The organism is Streptomyces paromomycinus (assembly GCF_003865155.1).
GTDB lineage: Bacteria > Actinomycetota > Actinomycetes > Streptomycetales > Streptomycetaceae > Streptomyces > Streptomyces chrestomyceticus.
Window position 1 is genome coordinate 7,314,698 of the sequence record NZ_BHZD01000001.1, and the last position, 19,097, is coordinate 7,333,794.

7 protein-coding genes are annotated in these 19,097 nt (G+C 73.0%); 6 read left to right on the forward strand and 1 reads right to left on the reverse strand.

Annotation, left to right across the window (positions count from 1 at the left end):
- Positions 1-91: 91 nt before the first annotated feature.
- The 3 genes from OEIGOIKO_RS31560 to OEIGOIKO_RS31570 all read left to right on the forward strand — a co-directional run bounded on the left by OEIGOIKO_RS31560 (position 92) and on the right by OEIGOIKO_RS31570 (position 13,300).
- Positions 92-9,424: a putative T7SS-secreted protein gene (locus OEIGOIKO_RS31560; protein ID WP_125056895.1), complete on the forward strand. Its 9,333-nt coding sequence runs from the start codon at positions 92-94 to the stop codon at positions 9,422-9,424.
- On the forward strand, positions 9,421-12,255 hold the full coding sequence (locus tag OEIGOIKO_RS31565) for a right-handed parallel beta-helix repeat-containing protein (RefSeq protein WP_125056896.1): 2,835 nt from the start codon (positions 9,421-9,423) through the stop codon (positions 12,253-12,255). Before OEIGOIKO_RS31560 ends, OEIGOIKO_RS31565 begins: the two co-directional genes overlap by 4 nt.
- A 67-nt stretch (positions 12,256-12,322) precedes the next feature.
- The gene (locus OEIGOIKO_RS31570; RefSeq protein ID WP_125056897.1) at positions 12,323-13,300 is read left to right on the forward strand and encodes a hypothetical protein; all 978 of its coding nucleotides are present in this window, start codon (positions 12,323-12,325) and stop codon (positions 13,298-13,300) included.
- Positions 13,301-13,502: 202 nt separating this feature from the next.
- Here OEIGOIKO_RS31570 and OEIGOIKO_RS31575 read toward each other — a convergent pair whose 3' ends face one another.
- Positions 13,503-14,426 carry a hypothetical protein gene (locus OEIGOIKO_RS31575; RefSeq protein ID WP_125056898.1) on the reverse strand — a complete coding sequence of 308 codons (924 nt, stop codon included), beginning with the start codon at positions 14,424-14,426 and terminating at the stop codon, positions 13,503-13,505.
- 265 nt (positions 14,427-14,691) lie between these two features.
- Here OEIGOIKO_RS31575 and OEIGOIKO_RS31580 point away from each other — a divergent pair, with 265 nt between their 5' ends.
- The 3 genes from OEIGOIKO_RS31580 (at position 14,692) to OEIGOIKO_RS31595 (ending at position 18,905) form a co-directional block, all read left to right on the forward strand.
- The gene (locus tag OEIGOIKO_RS31580; RefSeq protein WP_125056899.1) at positions 14,692-15,504 is read left to right on the forward strand and encodes a S1 family peptidase; all 813 of its coding nucleotides are present in this window, start codon (positions 14,692-14,694) and stop codon (positions 15,502-15,504) included.
- 1,536 nt (positions 15,505-17,040) lie between these two features.
- Positions 17,041-17,739, forward strand: a complete 699-nt coding sequence (locus tag OEIGOIKO_RS31590; RefSeq protein WP_125059207.1) for a response regulator — start codon at positions 17,041-17,043, stop codon at positions 17,737-17,739.
- 5 nt (positions 17,740-17,744) lie between these two features.
- A complete protein-coding gene (locus OEIGOIKO_RS31595; protein ID WP_125059209.1) occupies positions 17,745-18,905 on the forward strand; it encodes a sensor histidine kinase in 1,161 nt (386 codons plus the stop codon).
- The last annotated feature ends 192 nt before the right edge of the window (positions 18,906-19,097 follow it).

Here is a 19,097-nt window from a genome sequence, read left to right on the forward strand (position 1 = left end):
TGAACGTAGGTGTGGTGTCCCATGATCCGGCCGCGCGGAACGCGCCGGTCGTGACACCTGTCGAACGGTCTGCTGCACGAAGGGAAGAGGCTTGGCTACGCGTCCCGGTGACTGGGGGGCCCTCGGCCTCGACGGCGACCCGACCCCGGGCGACGCCTCCGCCATCACCACCATCGCCGACGCCATGCGCGACCTCGCCACGCACGCGGGCACCATCAACAACGGCCTCAAGGCGCTCCAGCAGACCGCCGGTGACGGCCAGCGCTTCATCGGCAAGACCGCCGACCAGCTGCGCGACATGGTCGACGACCACCTGCACAACTTCGTCGGCCATGTCTCGGACTCCTTCAACCAGGCAGAGACGGCGCTGCGCAAGTACGCCACCGCCGTCACCGACGCGCAGGCCGACGCCGACGCGGCACTGACCGCCGCCCAGGGACTGGACAAGGACGACCCGCAGCTCCAGACCCACAAGGACCGGGCCGACGACGCGAAGTCCGCCCTCAGCTCCGCGGCGAGCACCCTGGACAAGTCGCTGACCTCCGCCGGGTCGCTGATGGTCCAGCCGGTCAGCGACTGCGACATGTTCTGGGAAGCCTTCCAGTGGCTGACCATCATCCTGTCGGTCATCGCCATCTTCACCGGCGGCGTGCTGGCGATCCTCGCCTGGGGCATGAACGCGGTCCTGCTGATCAAGACCATCGTCGACTTCAGCCAGGGCAAGGCGAGCGGCCTGGAGCTCGGCCTGGCCTTCCTCGGCGTGCTCTTCCCCACCACCAAGGCGCTGCCGGTCGGCTCCATCCTCAAGGGCCTGGGCAGCGTCCTCAAGGGCGGTGTCGAGGGCATCGCGGGTGCCGGCAAGAACATCATCAAGGAGATCGGCCACTTCTCCTCGCTGCACAACATGCCGAAGGTCGTGGTGGCGCCGATCGTGCTCGGCATCCACGCGCTCCCCGCCTTCAACGTCGTCAACGGCGTGAAGGGGCTCGGCAACTTCGCCAAGGGCGGCTGGGAGTCGCTGGCGAGCACCGTCGTCAAGGACTGGGCGACGGTCACCAAGAACTTCGACGGCAACTGGAACAAGCTCGGCGCCTACGCGAAGGTCACCTTCGAGCGGCTCGGCCGGGCGGGCATCGCCACCGTCGTGCCGCTGGACTTCACGGAGATGGGCGTGCTGGGCTTCGGCGGCGCCGCGCGCCTCGCCTTCGCCGAGCGCGTGCTGGGCATCAAGCAGCCGGATCTGCACCAGTTGCTGGCCAACGCGGGGCGTACGGACGCGGCGCTGGCCAAGGGCGTTCCCACCGGGGACTTCGGCGCGCTGGCGCCGTTCCGGCCCGTCGGCGGCAACGGCGTGCACTTCGTGCCGGGCAGCTTCGTGGACCTGTCGGCCCTGCACTTCGTGCCCGGCGGCTTCGGCGGTGTCTCCTTCCCCGGGGTGCACATCCCCTCCGTATCACCGGGCGGGCTCACCAAGTTCCCGGGCGCCCTCGTCCCGAACACCATCGGCGGATTCCACCTGAACGGGCTGAACGCCTTCCGGCCCGGCGGCCTGGGGACGTTCACCTTCAACGGTGTCGGCAACCTGATACCCAACGGCATCGGATCGTTCGGACACAGTGGACTGAACCTCAACATCCCCGGCAATCTGGGCGGCCTGGGGGTCAAGGGCCTGGGGAACGTCACACACGTCGGCGTGAACATGCCGACCGGGATCACTGCACCGACCGGGATCACCGTGCCGAACGGGATCACCGTCCCGCACACCGGTGTGCACACGCCGCAGGGCATCACCGTCCCCAGCGGCTCCCTCACGCACACCGGCGCCCACCTCGACCAGCCCGGCCTGATCGCCACCCCCGACCTGCACCTGCCGGGCATGACCACGCTCGACAACGGCCTGAGCGTCCCGGACGTGCACGGCTCCGGCGCCACCCAGCTCATCCAGCAGACGGACTTCACGGCCGGCCACGTCCGCATGGACAGCAACCTGCTGCTGTCCGGCAACACCGCCATCGACCTGCTCAAGGACGCCCACGGCTCGTCCGGCGTGCTCGGCCACGTGCCGGAGAGCACGGGCGTCCACGTCCCCGAGACCTCGTTCGAGAACACCTTCGTGCACGGCATCGGCGACGGCCACTCCATGGCCCGCGGCGCGATCGGGCACGGCGAGGCCCTGGAGGACATGACCTTCCCCGAGCTGACCGCGCTGGCCAACGGCGACGTCGCGGTGACCGCCTTCCACGGGGACGGCATCAGCTTCCGCATCGGTGACGCGGCCCCGCGCACGATCACCGCCGACCACCTGGCGGCCACGGCGCCCGGCACGCCCGTGACGACGGCCCCGCAGAACCTGACGAACAACCTGGCGGGTACGCAGCACGTGCCCGGCAGCACGCAGGTGCCGGGCGTGCACGGCGGCGCGGAAACGATCCGGCCGACGGGCGTGGGGGCCCAGAACGACATTTCGCTGGTCGCGGGCGCCGTGCCCCCGCCCCGTAACCTGGCCAAGGCACCCGGCGACGTACCGGCGTCGGTCGGCGCCAACGACCCGGTGCGGCTGAAGACTCCGGACTTCAAGGCCGACAAGACACCCGGCGCAGGCACGGGCGGCACGGCCAAGACGACGCCCCAACCCGTCGTCAACGAACACGACATGGCGATGAGCCTGCTGGACATGGGCGACCGCAAGCCGGCCCCGTCCGCCGGCCACAGCGCCACCTCGAACAGCCCCTCCGGGGTGTCCGCCCTCCCGGACCTGGACGGCGCGGGCGCCCGCGGCGCCACCGGCCCGGCGGACAACAGCGCCCTCGACCTGATCGCCCACCCCGGCGGCCCGGCGAAGGCCGAGGACGAGGCCGCTGTCGGCATACCGGCCACGGTGAAGGCCACCGACAACGCACCCGCCCCGACGCCCGTACCCGCGCCGAAGGCCGAGACGCCCACCCCCGCCCCCGGGGCGAAGGAGCCCGGCCCCGTCACCGCGCCCCCCGGCAACCGCTTCGGCGGTTTCTCCGGCGCCGCGGCCATGAACCACCGTCTGCGCGTCCGCAACGACCTGATCCTGGGCGGCTCGGTCGGCCCGGAGGCCGGGGCGAAGCTCAACGCGTGGGCCGGGTACGAGAACGCGCTGTCGCAGCTCGGCAAGGCGGAGCGCAAGGTGGACGAGCTGACGCCGCCGCCCGGTGTGACCGCCGGCGAGCCCTCGCCCGCCCTGGCCAAGGCCCTGGACGATCTGGGCGTCAAGCGCGTCGAGGTCACCAAGGCCGAGGCCAAGCTGGACGAACTGGGCATCGACGCCTCGCGCACCCGCAAGCAGATCAGCGCCCTCACCGACGGCATCTTCGGCGAGCACGGCCTGGGCGGCGGCCCGCGGCCGCATCCGCAGCCGGAGACGCAGGCCGTCCCGGTCGTGGACAAGGGCAAGGCGAAGGCGGACGTCGCGGACGCCGAGCCGGTCCCGGCGGTCGGCAAGGGCAAGGGCGCGGCGGACTCCGCGGACTTCGAGCCGGTTCCGTCCGTCGACAAGGGCAAGGGCAAGGCCGATACCGGGGACTTCGAGCAGGTCCCGGCCGTCGACAAGGGCAAGGCCAAGGCCGACTTCGCCGACTCCGCGGACTTCGGGCCCGTCCCCGAGACGCACCTCCCGCGCCCCCCGGCGCAGGACCGGCTCGGGCACACCCCCGGCTCCGGCATCGGCGACCGGGCCGCGGCCCGGCACGAGATCGTCACCGGTGGTACGAGCGGCCCGGAGGCCGAACTGCGGCTCGGTGCCTGGGAGCGGTACGAGCAGGCCTCGTTCGACCTGGCCCAGGCGCAGGGCAAGGTGGACCGGCTGGTGCCCGGGGCGGGCCACCCCGGCCCGTCCAAGCCGTCCGCGGCGGCCGTCGACGCGCTCGACGACCTGAACGTCAAGCGCGCCGAGTTCGACGACGCCGGGGCCCGCCTCGGCGAGCTGGACATGGACCCCAACGCGCTCCGGCAGCAGATCGACGACGCCAACCACGCGATCGCCGTCGACCGCGCGCAGCACGGCGAGTACGTCGGCCCGCTCGGCGGCGCCCCGGCCCCGCACGCCGGCGATCCGCTGCCCGTCGGACCGCACGACTGGTCCCCCGACCCGCAGGCGCCGCGCGCCCTGTGGCCCGAGCCCGGCACCCACGCGGCGGGCCGCACCATGGTCAACCAGTCCTTCCGCGACCTGCCGTACGCGGGCCACCAGCCGCTCACGGCGGGCGACTACCTGAGCTGGATGCGGGGGAGTACGGGCGAGGGCCGGCCGCTGTCGTACGTGGTCAACACCATCGTCTCGTACGGCGAACTCGGCGGCGGCAAGCTCCAGGACTTCCTCAACTCGATCACCCGCGGCCTGGAGGGTTACGACGGCCGCCTCGGCGTGGTGATCGGCGTCAACGGCAAGCTGGAGGACCTCGCCGCCATCCACCGCGCGATGGACGACGCCCTCGCCTCGACGCACTTCGACCACCCGCTGGCGATGGTGGCCACCACCTTCTACGGCGACAACTTCCCGTACGGCACCATGCGCAACCTCACCATGACCAGCCCGGCGGCCCGGTCGATGGCGCACTCGATGATGCACGGCGGCGGTGCGGCCGGCCCCAGCCACCCGTACTGGGCCTTCATGGACTTCGACGTGTACGAGCACACCGTCCCCAGCGGCCGGCACGTCTTCGACCACTTCGACCGGGAGCTGAACCTCGGCCCGGGCGGCGCCGTGGACGACTGGATCAAGAAGCTCCCGGACGACACGGGGGCCGCGGCGAAGGGGGCCGACGGCTCCGTGACGGTGCCGGACGTCCCCGGCGCCCCGCCGCTGCGCCCGCTGGTCATGACCGGCGGCTACCGGGTGCCGGGGAAGACCGGCGAGACGGTGACCGTCGACGGCGTCGCGGTGGACGGCTCGGTCGCGGACCTGATCAAGGCGACCAAGACCCGCGGCGACACCCCCGGCGGGATGGTCTTCACCCAGCAGGACGTGGACAAGTTCGCGTCCGTCGTCAACTCCGACATGCGCATCCGCGCCCTGATGGCCGACTGGCACGGACTGCTGCCGTACGGGCCCGAGCCGAACCTCTTCGTGGACGCCGCCGTCACCATGGTGGACGACGTGAAGCTGGGCGCGGGCGACTGGCGGCCGGTCCGGTTCGGCGGCGGCACCGGCGAGTACAAGGGTTTGCGGGAGCGCCTGAACCACTTCAACGCCTGGGAACTGGACCAGACCCTGCCGGACGTGCCGGGCAACACGGTCGCGCGGGAGATCGCCGCCGCCAACTCCGCGCTGCCGGACCGCGGCACCGCGTTCGTCGCCGACTTCGTCAACGGCGCGGTCCCCACCGACCTGTCCCGTCTGATGTCCGGCTACTACAAGCACGGCAAGGCCGGCGGCGTCGGCAACATGCCGCAGGAGCACCTGACCCCGAAGAACGTGGTGGAGCACGTCTTCGCCCGGGACACCTTCGACCTGGACCCGAGCCTGTCGCGGGCCAAGGACGACACCAAGATCGCCAAGCTGCGCGACGACCTGCTGAAGGGCAAGTCCCCGGAGCAGGGCTTCCGGGACGACCCGCTGAAGCCCATCGGCATCGACGGACGGCGTCCCGAGTTCAACGAACACCCCCGGGCCACCCTCGACCGGCTGGGCGCCGGACTGGGCGGCGACGCCAACACCCTCGGCCTGAACATCTCCATCCGCGTACCGGGCCGGCCGGACGGGCTCGTGGTGGGCATCGTGCCGGCGGACAAGCGGTTCCTCAGCCATGCGCTGGTCACCGCCACCGAGGAGGCGGCGTACAAGCGGCTGCAGAACTACGTGATCGCCGAGGTGCTGCCCCAGGGCGGCCTGCCGAACGACTCGCTGCTGCGCGCCCTCCCGGAGCCGCCCCCGGCCACCGCCGGCGCGAAGGGGGGCCGGATCACGCCCGGCGCCATCCCGGACGCTCCGACGCTGCTGACGCAGGTGCAGCGGCAGATGGGCAAGAACGGCTTCGAGGACCTGGTCAACGACACCTACACGCGGGGCCTCGACGGCCGCGCGCTGACCAACAGGCTGGTCACCGGGCGTCTGGGCCCGGACGTGTCGGACCTCGGCCCGATCGAGCGGATCGTGCTGGACCGCTACGCCAAGGCGTTCAACCGCCCGCTGGAGATCCGCGGTCTGGACGGGTCGGCCCACCGGGTCGACATCGAGGCCCGCAAGCCGGGACCGCCGCTCTACCTGACCTGGGTCCCGGACCACGGCGGCCCGCACTCCGGACACTGGGACGTGAGCAACACGGCCCCGCCCCCGCCGCCCGCGCGGCTCGGCTTCGAACCCGGCTCCGGGATCGGCGAGCGGTCCGCGGTCCGGCACGACATCGTCACCGGCGGCACGGGCGGCGTGGAGGCCGACCTGCGGCTCGGTGCCTGGGAGCAGTACGAGCGGGCCTCGGCCGACCTGGCGCGCGCTGAGAGCAAGGTGGACGGGCTGGTGCCCAAGGCCGGACAGCCCGGCCCGTCCAAGCCGTCCGCCGCGGCCGTCGGCGCCCTCGACGACCTGGGCGTCAAGCGCGCCGAGTTCGCCAAGGCGGAGACCCGCCTCGACGAGCTGGGCATGGACCCGAACGCCATCCAGCGGCAGCTCGACGACGCCAACCACGCGATCGCCGTCGACCGTGCGCAGCGTGGCGAATACGTCGGCCCGCTCGGCGGCGCGCCGTCCCGGCACACCAACCTCACCCAGGCGTTCGACGACCTGGACGTGGCCGGGGGATCGTCCGCGCACCACGCCGACGACCTGGAGATGGCGGAAGCCCCCGCCGGTGCGGGCCATGACGCCGCCCCGACGCCGCACGGCGACGACCCGATGGACGGAACGGGACCGTACGGGGACCTGGGCCACGGCGGCCCGCCGACCGCCGGACCACTGCCGCGCGACCTGGCGTGGCAGCAGGACGTACCGAACCTCGGCAACCAGGTCACCCGCGGCGAGGTCACCGTCAACGGCGCCTTCCAGCGGCTGCCCGGCTTCGGCCAGCGCCCGCTGACGCCGGACCAGTACAGCAACTGGATCCACGCCAGCCTCGACCAGCAGCTCCCGATGGCGTACGTGGTGAACACCGTCGTCCGGCACAGCGACATCGCCGGGGAAGCGGGCCGCCAGCGGCTGCGGGACTTCCTCACGGCGATCACCACCGACCCGCGTGGCGAGTACCGGGGCAGGTTCGCGGTGGTCATCGGGGTGAACGGCCGTACGGACCAGATGGCGGCGGTCAACGCCGCGGTCCGCGGCGTGCTCGACGGACTGGACGACGTGCCCTACCCGGTGGCCGCGGTCGGCATCGGCTGGACCGGCAAGGACTTCCCCTTCGGCACCATCCGCAACGTCACCATGACCAGCCCGCCGAGCCGGTACCTGGCGCGTTCGATGATGTACGACCCGCACCAGCCGGCGCACCCGTACTTCTCCTTCATGGACTTCGACAACTACCAGCGGCTGGTGCCCAGCGGCGACCACGTCTTCCAGCACTTCGTCAAGGAGTTCGCGATGGGCGGCGACGGCATCCCGCCGCTGCGCCCGCTGTCCATGTCCGGCGGCTACCGCCTGCCCGAGGGGCAGGTGCCGGGCGCCGACACCGCCCAGCTCATCGAGGACACCAACATCCGCCTGGCCGAGGACCACGCCAAGGCCGTGGCGGACGCCGCGAAGGGCAAAGGCAAGGGCAAGGCCAAGGAGGCCGGGCCGTTGCACACGGTCTCCGCCGCCGACCTGCCCGCCTTCGACATCGCCGTTCGCGCCGACATGCGGGCCCGCACCCGCCTGGCCGGCATCCACCCGCAGCTGCCCTACTCGCCCGAACCCAACCTCTTCACCGACGCCGCCGCGACCCTGCTGGACCGGGTGGGCCCCGGCTGGCAGCCCATCAGGTTCAGCCCCGGCACCAGCGAGTTCAACGGCCTGGCCGAGTCCCTGAACTCCTTCAACGCCTGGGAACTCAACCGCACCCTGCCGGTACTGGACCGCTCGGCCTTCCCCGGCGACTCCCTCGTCCACCGGCTCACCGACCGGGAGATCGAGGCCGTCGCCCAGCGCCCGTACGACCGGGCGTACGGCGCCGACATCGAGACCCCGACGGCCGGGCAGACCGACGCCGTACGGCAGCGGCTGGCCGACCGCGGCCCGGGCGGCGGCACCGACGGGCCGCTCAGCATGCCGGAGATCGACGCGGTCAGCCGGCTGCTCACCCCCGGGGAACTGAACGCCATCGCGACCCGGCAGGCCGAGCGGCTGATCGCCGCGCACACCTACACGCTGCCGGACCGCGGCGTGCCCTTCGTGACCGACTTCGAGGGCGCGGCCACCCCCACCGACCTGTCCCGGATGATGGAGGGGCTGTTCGGGGACCGGCCCTCGCTGCCGCAGGACCACAACGACGTCCGGCAGGCGATGGGCCGGATGTTCGGCCGCGACTCGTTCACGGACCTCGATCCCCAGACGTCCAGGAAGGTCAAGGGCGGCCTGCACTGGGCCGACCGCCGGGACGACCACCTGACGAAGAACTCCGCCACCGGGCTCTCCCGCGACCCGCTGGCACCCGTCGACCCGGGACGTGTCCCGGCACCCGCCGACCCGGCACAGCCCCCGCCGCCGGGGCCCCGGGACATCGTCGACGCGCTCGACGGCCTGGGCGACGCACGCAACACCTTCGGGCTCAACGTCTCCGTGCCCGTGCCCGGTGACGCGGGCCTCGCGCTGCGGGCGGGCCTGCCGCTGAACGACAAGGCGTTCGCGAGCCTGGCGGCGGCGACGCACCCTGAGGCGGCCGGGTTCATGCGCAACCTGCACCTCGTCGTCGCCGGGTACCCGCCGGTGCACTCGCCGCCCCGGTCCCTCTTCCACGCCCTGGAGAACGTCGCCGACAGCGGCGGCGGACCGGGCCACACCCCCGGCGGCCTGCTCGACACCGTGGAGCAGTACCTCAGGAGCAAGCCGAAGGGCAGCAAGGACCCCGTCGTCAAGCTGGTGCTGGCCGAGGCGGACCGGGCCGGAACCGGTTCCCGTGACCTGTTCGCCACCCTGGCGACCGGACGGATCGACCCGCACGGCCCGTTCGCCGCCGGCTCGCCGGCCGAACTCTCGGTACGGCTCTACGCCCAGGCACTGGGCGCCCGCATCCGCGTCATCGACGAAGACGGCATGGTGGTGCACGAGGCCGTGCCGGGTACGACGGGCGCGCGGTCCCGCCCCCGCCCCGGCCTCGACTTCCGCTGGGAACCCGACCCCGGCGGCGGGTGGCACTGGACCGTACGGGAGTCTGACGACATGGAGGAGCCGGCCGAACAGCCGGTCAAGCGTCCCCGCAAGGGCAAGGGACGCGCCGACCGGCCTCCCCGGCCGGACGACGAGGACACGACCATGGGCGACGCATGACCACCGCAGAACACCCGGACACCGGGACGGTCCACACAGTCGCCGCCGGACACCCGGCGGCGCACGCCACCCTGGGCGCCGCGCTGCACGCGGCCGCGCCCGGCGACGAGATCCGCATCGCACCCGGCACCTACGAGGAAGCCCTGCGGATCGACCGCGACATCGTCCTGCGCGCACACGGCGGCACGGTCACCCTCGCCGCCCCCGGCGGCACCACCCCGGCGCTCGAAGTGCTGCCCGGCGCCCGGCTGACGCTCGACGGCCTGACCGTACGCGGCGGCGCCGCCGACCGGCCCGCCGTCCTGCTGTCCGGCGGCGTCACCCACTGGCACGGCGGCGGCACCGACCGCGGACGCCTGGAAGTGCTGCGCGAAGCCGCGCTCACCATGACCGGCGCCCGCCTGACCGGCGCGGCCCTGGCCGGGGCACTGATCCGCACCATCGGCGCGGTCCGCCTGACCGACTGCGTCCTGGAGGGCGCCCAGGGCACCGGCGTGGTCGTGGGCGGCGACTCCCGGCTGGAGCTGACCGGCACCCGCATCAAGGGCGCCACCGGCTCCGGAGTACGGGTCCGCGAGGACGCGCGCATCGTGCTGCGCGACTGCCTCATCGACGGCGCGGGCCGCAGCGGCCTGCTGTTCGAGGACCGGTCGGCGGCCCTGCTCGTCGACTGCCGCATCCGCGACTGCGGCGGCGAGGCCGTACGGGTGCTGGACTCCTCGCCGGTGCCGCGCGACGGCGACCCGTACGAAGCCGCCGCCGGACAGATACCGGCGCAGGCCGACGGCGGACTGCTGTTGTACGGCTGCGAGCTGACCGGCGCGGGCGCGGACGCCCTGCACGTCGCCGGGTCAGGCGACGCCGTGCTCGACGGCTGTGTGCTGCGCGACGGCGGCGGCGCCGGCGCCACCGCGGGGGAGCGGGCCCGCGTACGGCTGGCCGACACCCGGATCGTACGGACCACCGCGGCCGCCCTGACGGCCCACGGCACCGCCCGGCTGGAAGCGCGCGGCACGACCGTACGCGGCTCGTCGGCCAACGGTGTGCTGGCCACCGGCTCCGCCACCGTCTCCCTGACCGACAGCGAAGTGACGGACTGCCGGTTCAGCGCCGTGCACGCCGGCGGCGGCGCCGGAGTGACACTGACCCGGCTGCGGGCCGGAACCACCCCCGAACACGGACTGCACGCCGTCGCCGACAGCCGCCTCACCCTCACCGAAGTGCACCTCACCAACTGCGGCATGTCCGGCCTGGACCTGTCCGGCGCGGCGGCCGCCGAAGCCGCCGAACTGTCCGTCGTACGCTGCCGCAACGGCGTCGTCGCCGCCTCCGGCGGCACCGTGCGCCTGACCGGCTGCACGGTCACCGACGCCGAACGCGCCGGGCTCACCTTCGGCGGCGGCGACGCCGAACTGACCGGCGGCCGCATCCTGCGCGCCGGCACCGCCGGGCTGGTCTTCCAGGGCGGCGCCACCGTACGGGCCGCGGACGTGGACATCACCGAAGCGGCCGGCTCCGGCATGGTGGTGGCGGCCGGCGCCACGCCCGACGTCCGTGCCGTACGGGTCGTCCGCCCCGGCAAGAACGGCCTGATCGTCGACGCCAAGGGCGCCGGCTCCTTCGAGGACTGCGACATCACCGGGCCCGGCTTCCCCGCCGTCCACCTGGGCGAGGCGGCCGCCCCCGCCCTGACCCGGGTCCGCGTCCAGGACGCCGAAGCCGACCTGAGCACCGAGGACGGCGCCGCGCCGACGGTGCGCGACTGCGTGTCCTGGAAGGTCGAGGACGCACAGTGGCCCGCGCCCTTCGCGCCCGCCCCGGCCACCGCCGCGGCCGCCGCGAGCGGCGCGCAGTCTCCTGGCGCCCCGGCCGGCGACGGCACCACGACCACGGTCCCGCCCACCGAGGAGAACCTCGACGACCTCCTCGGCGAACTGCACGAACTGATCGGCCTGGAACGCGTCAAGCAGGACGTCGCCTCGCTCGTCAAGCTGATGCGCATGGTCCAGCGCCGCGAGGCGGCCGGACTGGCCGCGCCGCCGCTCAGCCGCCACCTGGTCTTCGCGGGCAACCCCGGCACCGGCAAGACCACCGTGGCCCGGCTCTACGGGCGCATCCTGGCCGCCGTCGGCCTGCTGGAGAAGGGCCACCTCGTCGAGGCGGACCGCTCCGCGCTGGTCGGCGAGTACGTCGGCCACACCGGCCCGAAGACCCAGCGGGTCTTCATGGAGGCGATGGGCGGCGTGCTGTTCATCGACGAGGCGTACTCGCTGGCGCCCGCGCACGCCACCGGCGGCAACGACTTCGCGCAGGAGGCCATCGCCACCCTCGTGAAGCTGATGGAGGACCACCGCGACGCGGTCGTGGTCATCGTCGCCGGATACCCCGTCGAGATGGAGCACTTCATCGACTCCAACCCCGGCCTGGCCTCCCGCTTCAACCGCACCCTGCTGTTCGAGGACTACGGCACCCAGGACCTGGTGCAGATCGTCGAACAGCACGCCTCGGCCCACCAGTACGAGCTCACCGACGCGGCCCGCGACACCCTCGTCGGCTACTTCGACCACGTCCCGCGCGACGGCCGGTTCGGCAACGGGCGCTCCGCCCGGCAGACGTTCCAGGCGATGACCGAACGGCAGGCGTACCGCGTCGCGGAGAACGACGCCCCGTCCGAGGCGGACCTGCGGACGCTCTCCGAACTGGACGTCCCGGAACTGGAGCTGCCGAAGCAGGACCTGCCGCAGGCGGAGCTGCCGGACGGCACCGCCGGAGCGCAGGCCCGGCCGCAGCCGTACCCGTCCGGCCCCGGCGGGCCCGTCCAGCAGGCCTGACCGCACCCCGCCGGGCCCAATCCGATCCCGGTCCGCCACCCCCGACCACCCCCAGGAGGAACCCCCGTTGTCACGACCGAACAAGAGCGCCGGACCGGACCGCTCCGGCGCATCCGACCCGTCCCGGTCCGGTTTCGCGGAAGCCTTCTCCAAGAACGCGCGCACCCCCAAGCGCGGCCTGGCACCCGGCCGCCGGGTGTGGAAGACGGCGCTCGGCCTGCCCGTCCTGGCCGGGGTCGGCGTGGGCGCGGTGGCGCTCGCCACCCTCGGCGTCTCCCAGGTGCGCTTCGGCGACGGCCAGGAGCAGGCCGTCGCCGCCAAGCAGCCGCAGCAGACCAAGACCGGCAACCCGCTGCCGTCGGCCAAGCCCGGCAAGGCACCCGGCGCGACACCGGACGAGAAGAAGCCCGAGGCGCCCAAGCCGGACGCGGAGAAGACCCCGGCCGGCACCCCCACCCCCAAGAAGACCCCGAAGCCCGAGAACAAGAAGCCCGACCCGCCGAAGGTCAAGGGCGCCAACGCCAAGGTCACGTACGAGGGCATCGCGGGCCCCGGCTGCCCGACGCCCGAGCGCGGCGGTTACCACCAGGCCGGCGTGCACGGCGAGGTCGGCGTGGGCTGGTACGGGCTCAGCGGCGGCAGCACCCGTGACGGCGGCTGCAGCGGCCAGTTCACGTCCGTACCGATGTCCGGCGACCCGAACAAGGACACGAACAACAACATCATGTGGTGGTGGGAGCCGGGTCCGCAGTCCCGCAGTTGCCAGGTGTCGGTCTACGTCCCCTGGGGCCCCAGCGATCGTGACTCCCAGGGCAGCCCGACCCACTACCAGGTGCTCACCGACCCCTTCAACCCGGGCACCAAGGTCGGGGACTTCGCCATCGACCAGGTCGCGCACCGGGGCAGCTGGCAGACGGTCGGCACCTTCCCGGTCCGCCAGAACAAGATCGGCGTGAAGCTGATGGACCGCGGCGACAACCACTCGCCGGGCCGGGACCGCGCCCATCACGGGGCCGGGGCCGCGAAGGTGGTCTGCCACGGCTGAGGCGGGGGGAACTGCCTGCGGGTAGGTGCCGTCGGAGCTGCTGGTGGGGGGCGGCTGCGTGCTGCTGCCGTCGCTACGGGTTGCTATGCGTTGCTGCGCGCCGCTAGGTGCTGCTACAGGCTGCTAGCGTCGCTAGGTGCCGCTACAGGTTGCTATGCGTCGCTAGGTGCCGCTACGTATCGCTACGTGTCGCTACCTATCGCTACGTGTCGCACTCCAGCTCCGTACGGCACAGTCCGCAGCGGGCCCGCAGCCGGCCGCGCACCGGGACGCGGATGCGCTGGTGGCACGTCGGGCAGGGAAAAGACACGCACAGCGGCGCACTGCCCTCGAAGGCGTAACCGCCGGCCGGTGCGCGACTGTCGGACCGGCCGGCGCGCCGCGGGTCCTGGGCCGCTCGCCTGGCTCCGGCGTAGCGGCGGCGGCCCGTCCAGCCGGCCGCGGCCAGCGGCGGCTGCTGCGCGTCGCGGCGGGCCAGCGCCATGCCCGCCTTGTAAGCGTCGTACGCCTGCGGGCTGGTGAACCACGGCGCCGGGTCCTCGCCGAAGAGCAGCGCGCGCTTGGCGAGGACGTAACCGAACTCCTCCGGGGTCAGGTAGCCCAGCTTCTGCGCGAACGGCCCGTGTTCGCGGTACGCGTCCAGCAGCAGCCAGCCCGCACCCAGGTAGGCGGTGGCGGTGTCGGTGAGGATCTCGTTGGCGCGGGTGCCGGGGAAGGACAGGTCGAGGCGGTGCAGGTAGACGTGCATCACCTCGTGGGCCAGGGCGGCGCCGATGTCCCGGCGGTGCGTCTTGAAGCGGGAGTTCAGCTCGACGAAGTACTCGGGCCCCGCGGTCAGTTCGACGTTGGCCGCGAGCGTCATGTCGCGGAAGGCGACGATCGCCCGTGCGTCGGGCAGCCGCAGGTGCCGCACCATGGCGCGGGCCACCCGCTGCGCGCCCGCGTACAGCTCTTCCCCGTCGTCGAAGGAGACTTCGGCGGGCGGGACGCTCGTGTCGAAGGTGCGCACCGTGTCGTGCGACAGGCGTTTGTAGAGCGCGGTGACGGCCGCGCGCACCGTGTCGAGGTGCGGATAGCCGTGTTCGATGTCACCGCCGGAGCTGCCCGGTCTTCCCGTCGCCGCCACCCGACCACTGTACGTCTCGCCGGGAACGTCCGGTATGGGCCGCAGGTGACCTGGGTAGAACAGGAGTTGGTCAGATGTACACCCTTGCCACTGTGATCGCCGACTCCACATAATCCAAGGGCGCTTTGCGGGCTCATCCCCCACTGGGTCCGGACGCCTTGCGGCGTGCTGCCGATTTGTCGGCACGTTTTACGGCGGTCCTTTCCGGTTCTCGCGTTGGCATGGGCCTGACATCGACGTGCAACCCCCCACGAAAGGAAGCCCGTTGCGAAGCCAGCTGAAGAACCTGAAGAGAGCCACCGCCGCCGCGGCCGTCGCCCTCGCGGCCGTCAGCCTCCAGCCCGCCGCCGCCAACGCCGCGCCCACCCCCACACCGCAGGCCGACGGCATCCACACCAAGATCGTCGGTGGCACCAAGGCGAGCCAGGGCGAATTCCCGTTCATGGTCCGGCTGTCGATGGGCTGCGGCGGCGCCCTCTACGCCAAGGACGTCGTGCTCACCGCCGCCCACTGCGTGGACGGCAGCGGCCCCAACACCTCCATCACGGCCACCGCGGGCGTCGTCGACCTGGAGGACTCCAAGGCCGTCAGCGTGAAGTCCACCGAGGTCCTCCAGGCCCCCGGCTACAACGGCAAGGGCAAGGACTGGGCACTCATCAAGCTCGCCAAGCCCATCGACCTGCCGACCCTGAAGATCGCCACCGACGACAAGCTCACCACCGGCGAGTTCGACATAGCCGGCTGGGGCGCCGACAAGGAGGGCGGCCAGCAGCAGCGCTACCTCCTCAAGGCCAAGGTCCCCTTCGTCGACGACGCCACCTGCAAGAAGGCCTACGGCGACCAGCTCACCCCCGGCGAGGAGATCTGCGCCGGGAAGCTGGACACCGGCGGCACCGACACCTGCCAGGGCGACTCCGGCGGCCCGATGTTCCGCAAGGACGAGGCCGGCCAGTGGCTCCAGGTCGGCATCGTCAGCTGGGGCGAGGGCTGCGCCCGCCCCGGCAAGCCCGGCGTGTACACCGAGGTGAGCACCTTCGCCGCGGACATCAAGAAGGCCGCTGAGGGGCTGGCGGGCTGAGGTCCAGGCCCGGCGGGCCGACGGTCAGGCCGGCCGGGAGGCCGGCGGACTGACAGCCGCCATGTAGCGCGGAGGCCGCGTCCCGGTGCCGGAGGGCACGGGGGCGCGGTCGTGTTGTCTGGTCCTGGGGGATGGTGGGGGCTGGCGGGCCTAAGGAGGCTGACAGGGCTGACAGGGTTGACGGGGGACGGGGGCGACGGGGCCAGCGGGGGCTGACGGGGCGACGGGGTCGACGGGGGCGACGGGGCCGACGGGGGCGACGGGGGCTGGTGGGGCCTGCTGGGGCCTGCTGGGGCCTGGGGGTGGTTTACGGGTCCTGCTGGGGCCTGGCCGAGTTGTACCAAGTCTTGTTGGGGCTATGCCGGGGCGTACTCGGCCCCTCGGGGGTTGGCTGGGTCGTTCCGGGTTCTGCGGGGGTTTGGCCGGGGCGTTCTGGGTTTTGCGGGGGTTTGGCCGGGGCGTACTCGGCCCCTCGGGGGTTGGCTGGGGCGTTCTGGGTTTTGTGGGGGCTTGGCCGGGTTGTTCCGGGGCCTGTGGGGCCTGGCCGAGTGGTGCAGGGTCTGCGGCGCCTGGCGGTCCTACCAGAGAGGTACCCCGCTCGTCCTTTCGGCCGGGGTACGGGCGCCGACGCTTGGCCGGAAGGCCGATACCCGCCCGCGCGCCCTCTTTCTAGCGTGGGCCGGGTGACCACCGAGCCTCGCCTCCGCCGCACGCCACAGCCTCCGGGGCACGGCCCTGCCTGCCCTGGCGACCACCGGACGACGGCGATCGCCGCCCTGCTGCTGGCCGCCTCCGCCGCGGCCGTCACCTGGCTGCTGCTCGGCAGCGGTGGCCACGATCTTCAGGCCGTGCCGACGACGCCTGCCACTCTCGCCGGAACCGATCAGCCCGGCACTGCCGACCGGCTCGATCGGCTCGATCGGCTCGATCGGCTCGACCGGCTCGACCGGACCGACCGGTTCGACCGGTTCGACTGGACCGACCGGACCGACCGTTCCAGCAGCGCCGCCCACGCCGACGGAGACTGCGCCGTACGGGCACCCCGGTCCCGCGACTGCCCGGGCCCGCACTGTGCCGCTCGAACTCCTGGACACCGTGACTATGAGTACGCCGGACGCCCGGACCCGCGCCCGTCGGCCTGTTGCCGGTCTCCGTACCCGCCGGCCTGTTACCGATCTCCGTACCCGCCGGCCTCCTGCCGATCTCCGTACCCGCCGGCCTCCTGCCGATCTCCGCGCCCGTCGGCCTCCTGCCGATCTCCGTACCCGCCGGCCTGCTGCCGGCCCCCGCGCCCGTCGGCCTGCTGTCGGCCGCTGCACCCGTCCACCTGTTGCCGGCCCCCGCACTACGACGGCCACTCCGCCGCACGGGACGCCGGCCGGTGACCGGGCCGGGCCCGTCCCAGCGGTTGCGGGGCGCAATCACCGCAGTTCAGATGGAACGCAACGGGAGCGGCCCGGACCGCTGCCGGGCACCGGACACAGGGCGCGGCGCACGACGTACGGAGCACGGACAGGGCGAGAGACACAGGGACACATGGCGATCAGCGTGATCATCGCGGACGACCAGGAGATGGTCCGGACGGGCTTCCGGATGATCCTGGAGAGCCAGCCGGACATCGAGGTCCTCGCCGACGTCGTGGACGGCACGGCGGCCCTGTCCGCGGTGGACCGGCTGCGCCCCGACGTCCTGCTGCTCGACATCCGGATGCCCGGGACCGACGGCCTGGAGGTCACCCGCCGTCTCGCCGAGCGCGCCGCCGCCCACCCCGAGCACGGGCACAAGCCGCGCATCGTCATCGTCACCACCTTCGACCTCGACGCCTACGTGCACGCCGCGCTGCACGGCGGCGCCTCCGGCTTCCTGCTCAAGGACGCCAGCCCGGCCATGCTCGTGGAGGCGGTACGCGCCGCTGCGGCCGGTGACGCGCTGATCTCGCCCGCGATCACCGTACGGCTGCTGCGCGAACTGGCCCCCGCCACAGCCGGCGGCACCACCCGTACCCTCGCCGAGCCGCTGACCGACCGCGAACAGGACGTCGTACGCGCCCTCGCCCGCGGCCGGACCAACGCCGAGATCGCCGCCGAACTCTACGTCTCGCTGTCCACCGTCAAGACTCACCTCGCCAACGTTCAGATCAAACTGGACGCCCGCAACCGCGTCGAGATCGCCGCCTGGGCCTGGGAGAGCGGGCTCGCCACGGGACGCACCGGCGGCGGACCGGCCGCACCGTGAGCCCGCTGACCGGGTGGGCACGCGCCCACCCGCGTAAGGCCACCGCCGGCAAAGCCGCCCTCGCCGCGGTTCTGCTCTTCCTCATCGGCTTCGAGAGCGTCGCGCTGGCCCGGCAGCCCACCCGTCCGCACGCCACCGTCGTCGCCGCCGCTGTCGTCGTCTGCCTGTGCGCCGTACCCAACGCCCGCGTGCCGCTGCGCATCCGCGCCTGGACCGCCGCGAGTGTCTCCCTCGCCGCCTCGGTGATCCTGATCGCCGGACAGCACGCCCTCGCGGTGTGGGGACTCGGTGAAGGCATCGCCCTGCTGGTCCTGCTCACCGGCGTGGTGCACCGCGCCCCCGGCCGCACCGCCGCGGTCCTCGGCCCCCTGCTGGGTCTGGCTTGCGTGCTCGCCCCGATGCGCGACATCCGGCTGGGCCTGTGGACCGTCGTCTACGGCGTACTGACCGTCGTCGTCAGCGCCTATTCGATGATCCTGCGCTGGCAGGACGCCCAGCGGATGCGCGACCTGGCCGCCGTACGGACCGCCGAACGCCTGGAACTCGCCCGCGAACTGCACGACGTGGTCGCCCACCACGTCACCGGCATCGTCGTCCAGGCCCGCGCCGCCCGCTTCACCGCACTCGACGGGCCACGAGCGGACGCCGCCTTCGAACGGATCGAGACCTCCGGCGGCGAGGCCCTGAGCGCGATGCGCCGCCTGGTCCACGTCCTGCGGGAGAACGCCGCACGCAGCCGGCCGCTCGCCGGACTGGCCGACGTGCACACCCTCACCGAGGCTTACGCGCGCACCGGCCCACCCGTCGCCCTGCACATCGAGAACGGCCTCGACGAGACGGTCCCCGCCGAAGTCGCCGCCGCCGTCTACCGCATCGTCCGCGAAGCCCTCACCAACATCCGCAAGCACGCCGCGGACGCCACCGTCGTCCGCATCAAGCTCCGCACCGTCCCGTCCGGCCTGGAACTGCGCGTCACCGACGATGGCGGACACCCCGCCCGCCTCTCCGATCAGGCCCGCGGCGGCGGCTTCGGCCTGGCCGGCCTCACCGAACGCGCCGAGGCGATGGGCGGCCGGCTGACCGCAGGCCCCCCACCGGAGGGCGGCTGGGAGGTACGGGCCGTGCTGCCGCTGGAAGCCGGGGAGGGGGAGGGGGACAGGGAGTAGGGGAGGTACGGGGGGTACGGGGGGTACGGGGGGTACTGCGGGAAGGAGCCCTCCGGCTGACCCGGCTGACCCGGCTGTCCCGGCTGTCCCGGCTGTCCCGGCGGCCCGTACGCCCCGCTCCGGCTGTACCGGGCCCCCTCGCCCCCGGTCCGTTAGTCCAACACCTCCCGCTCCTTTGTCCATGGGCGCACC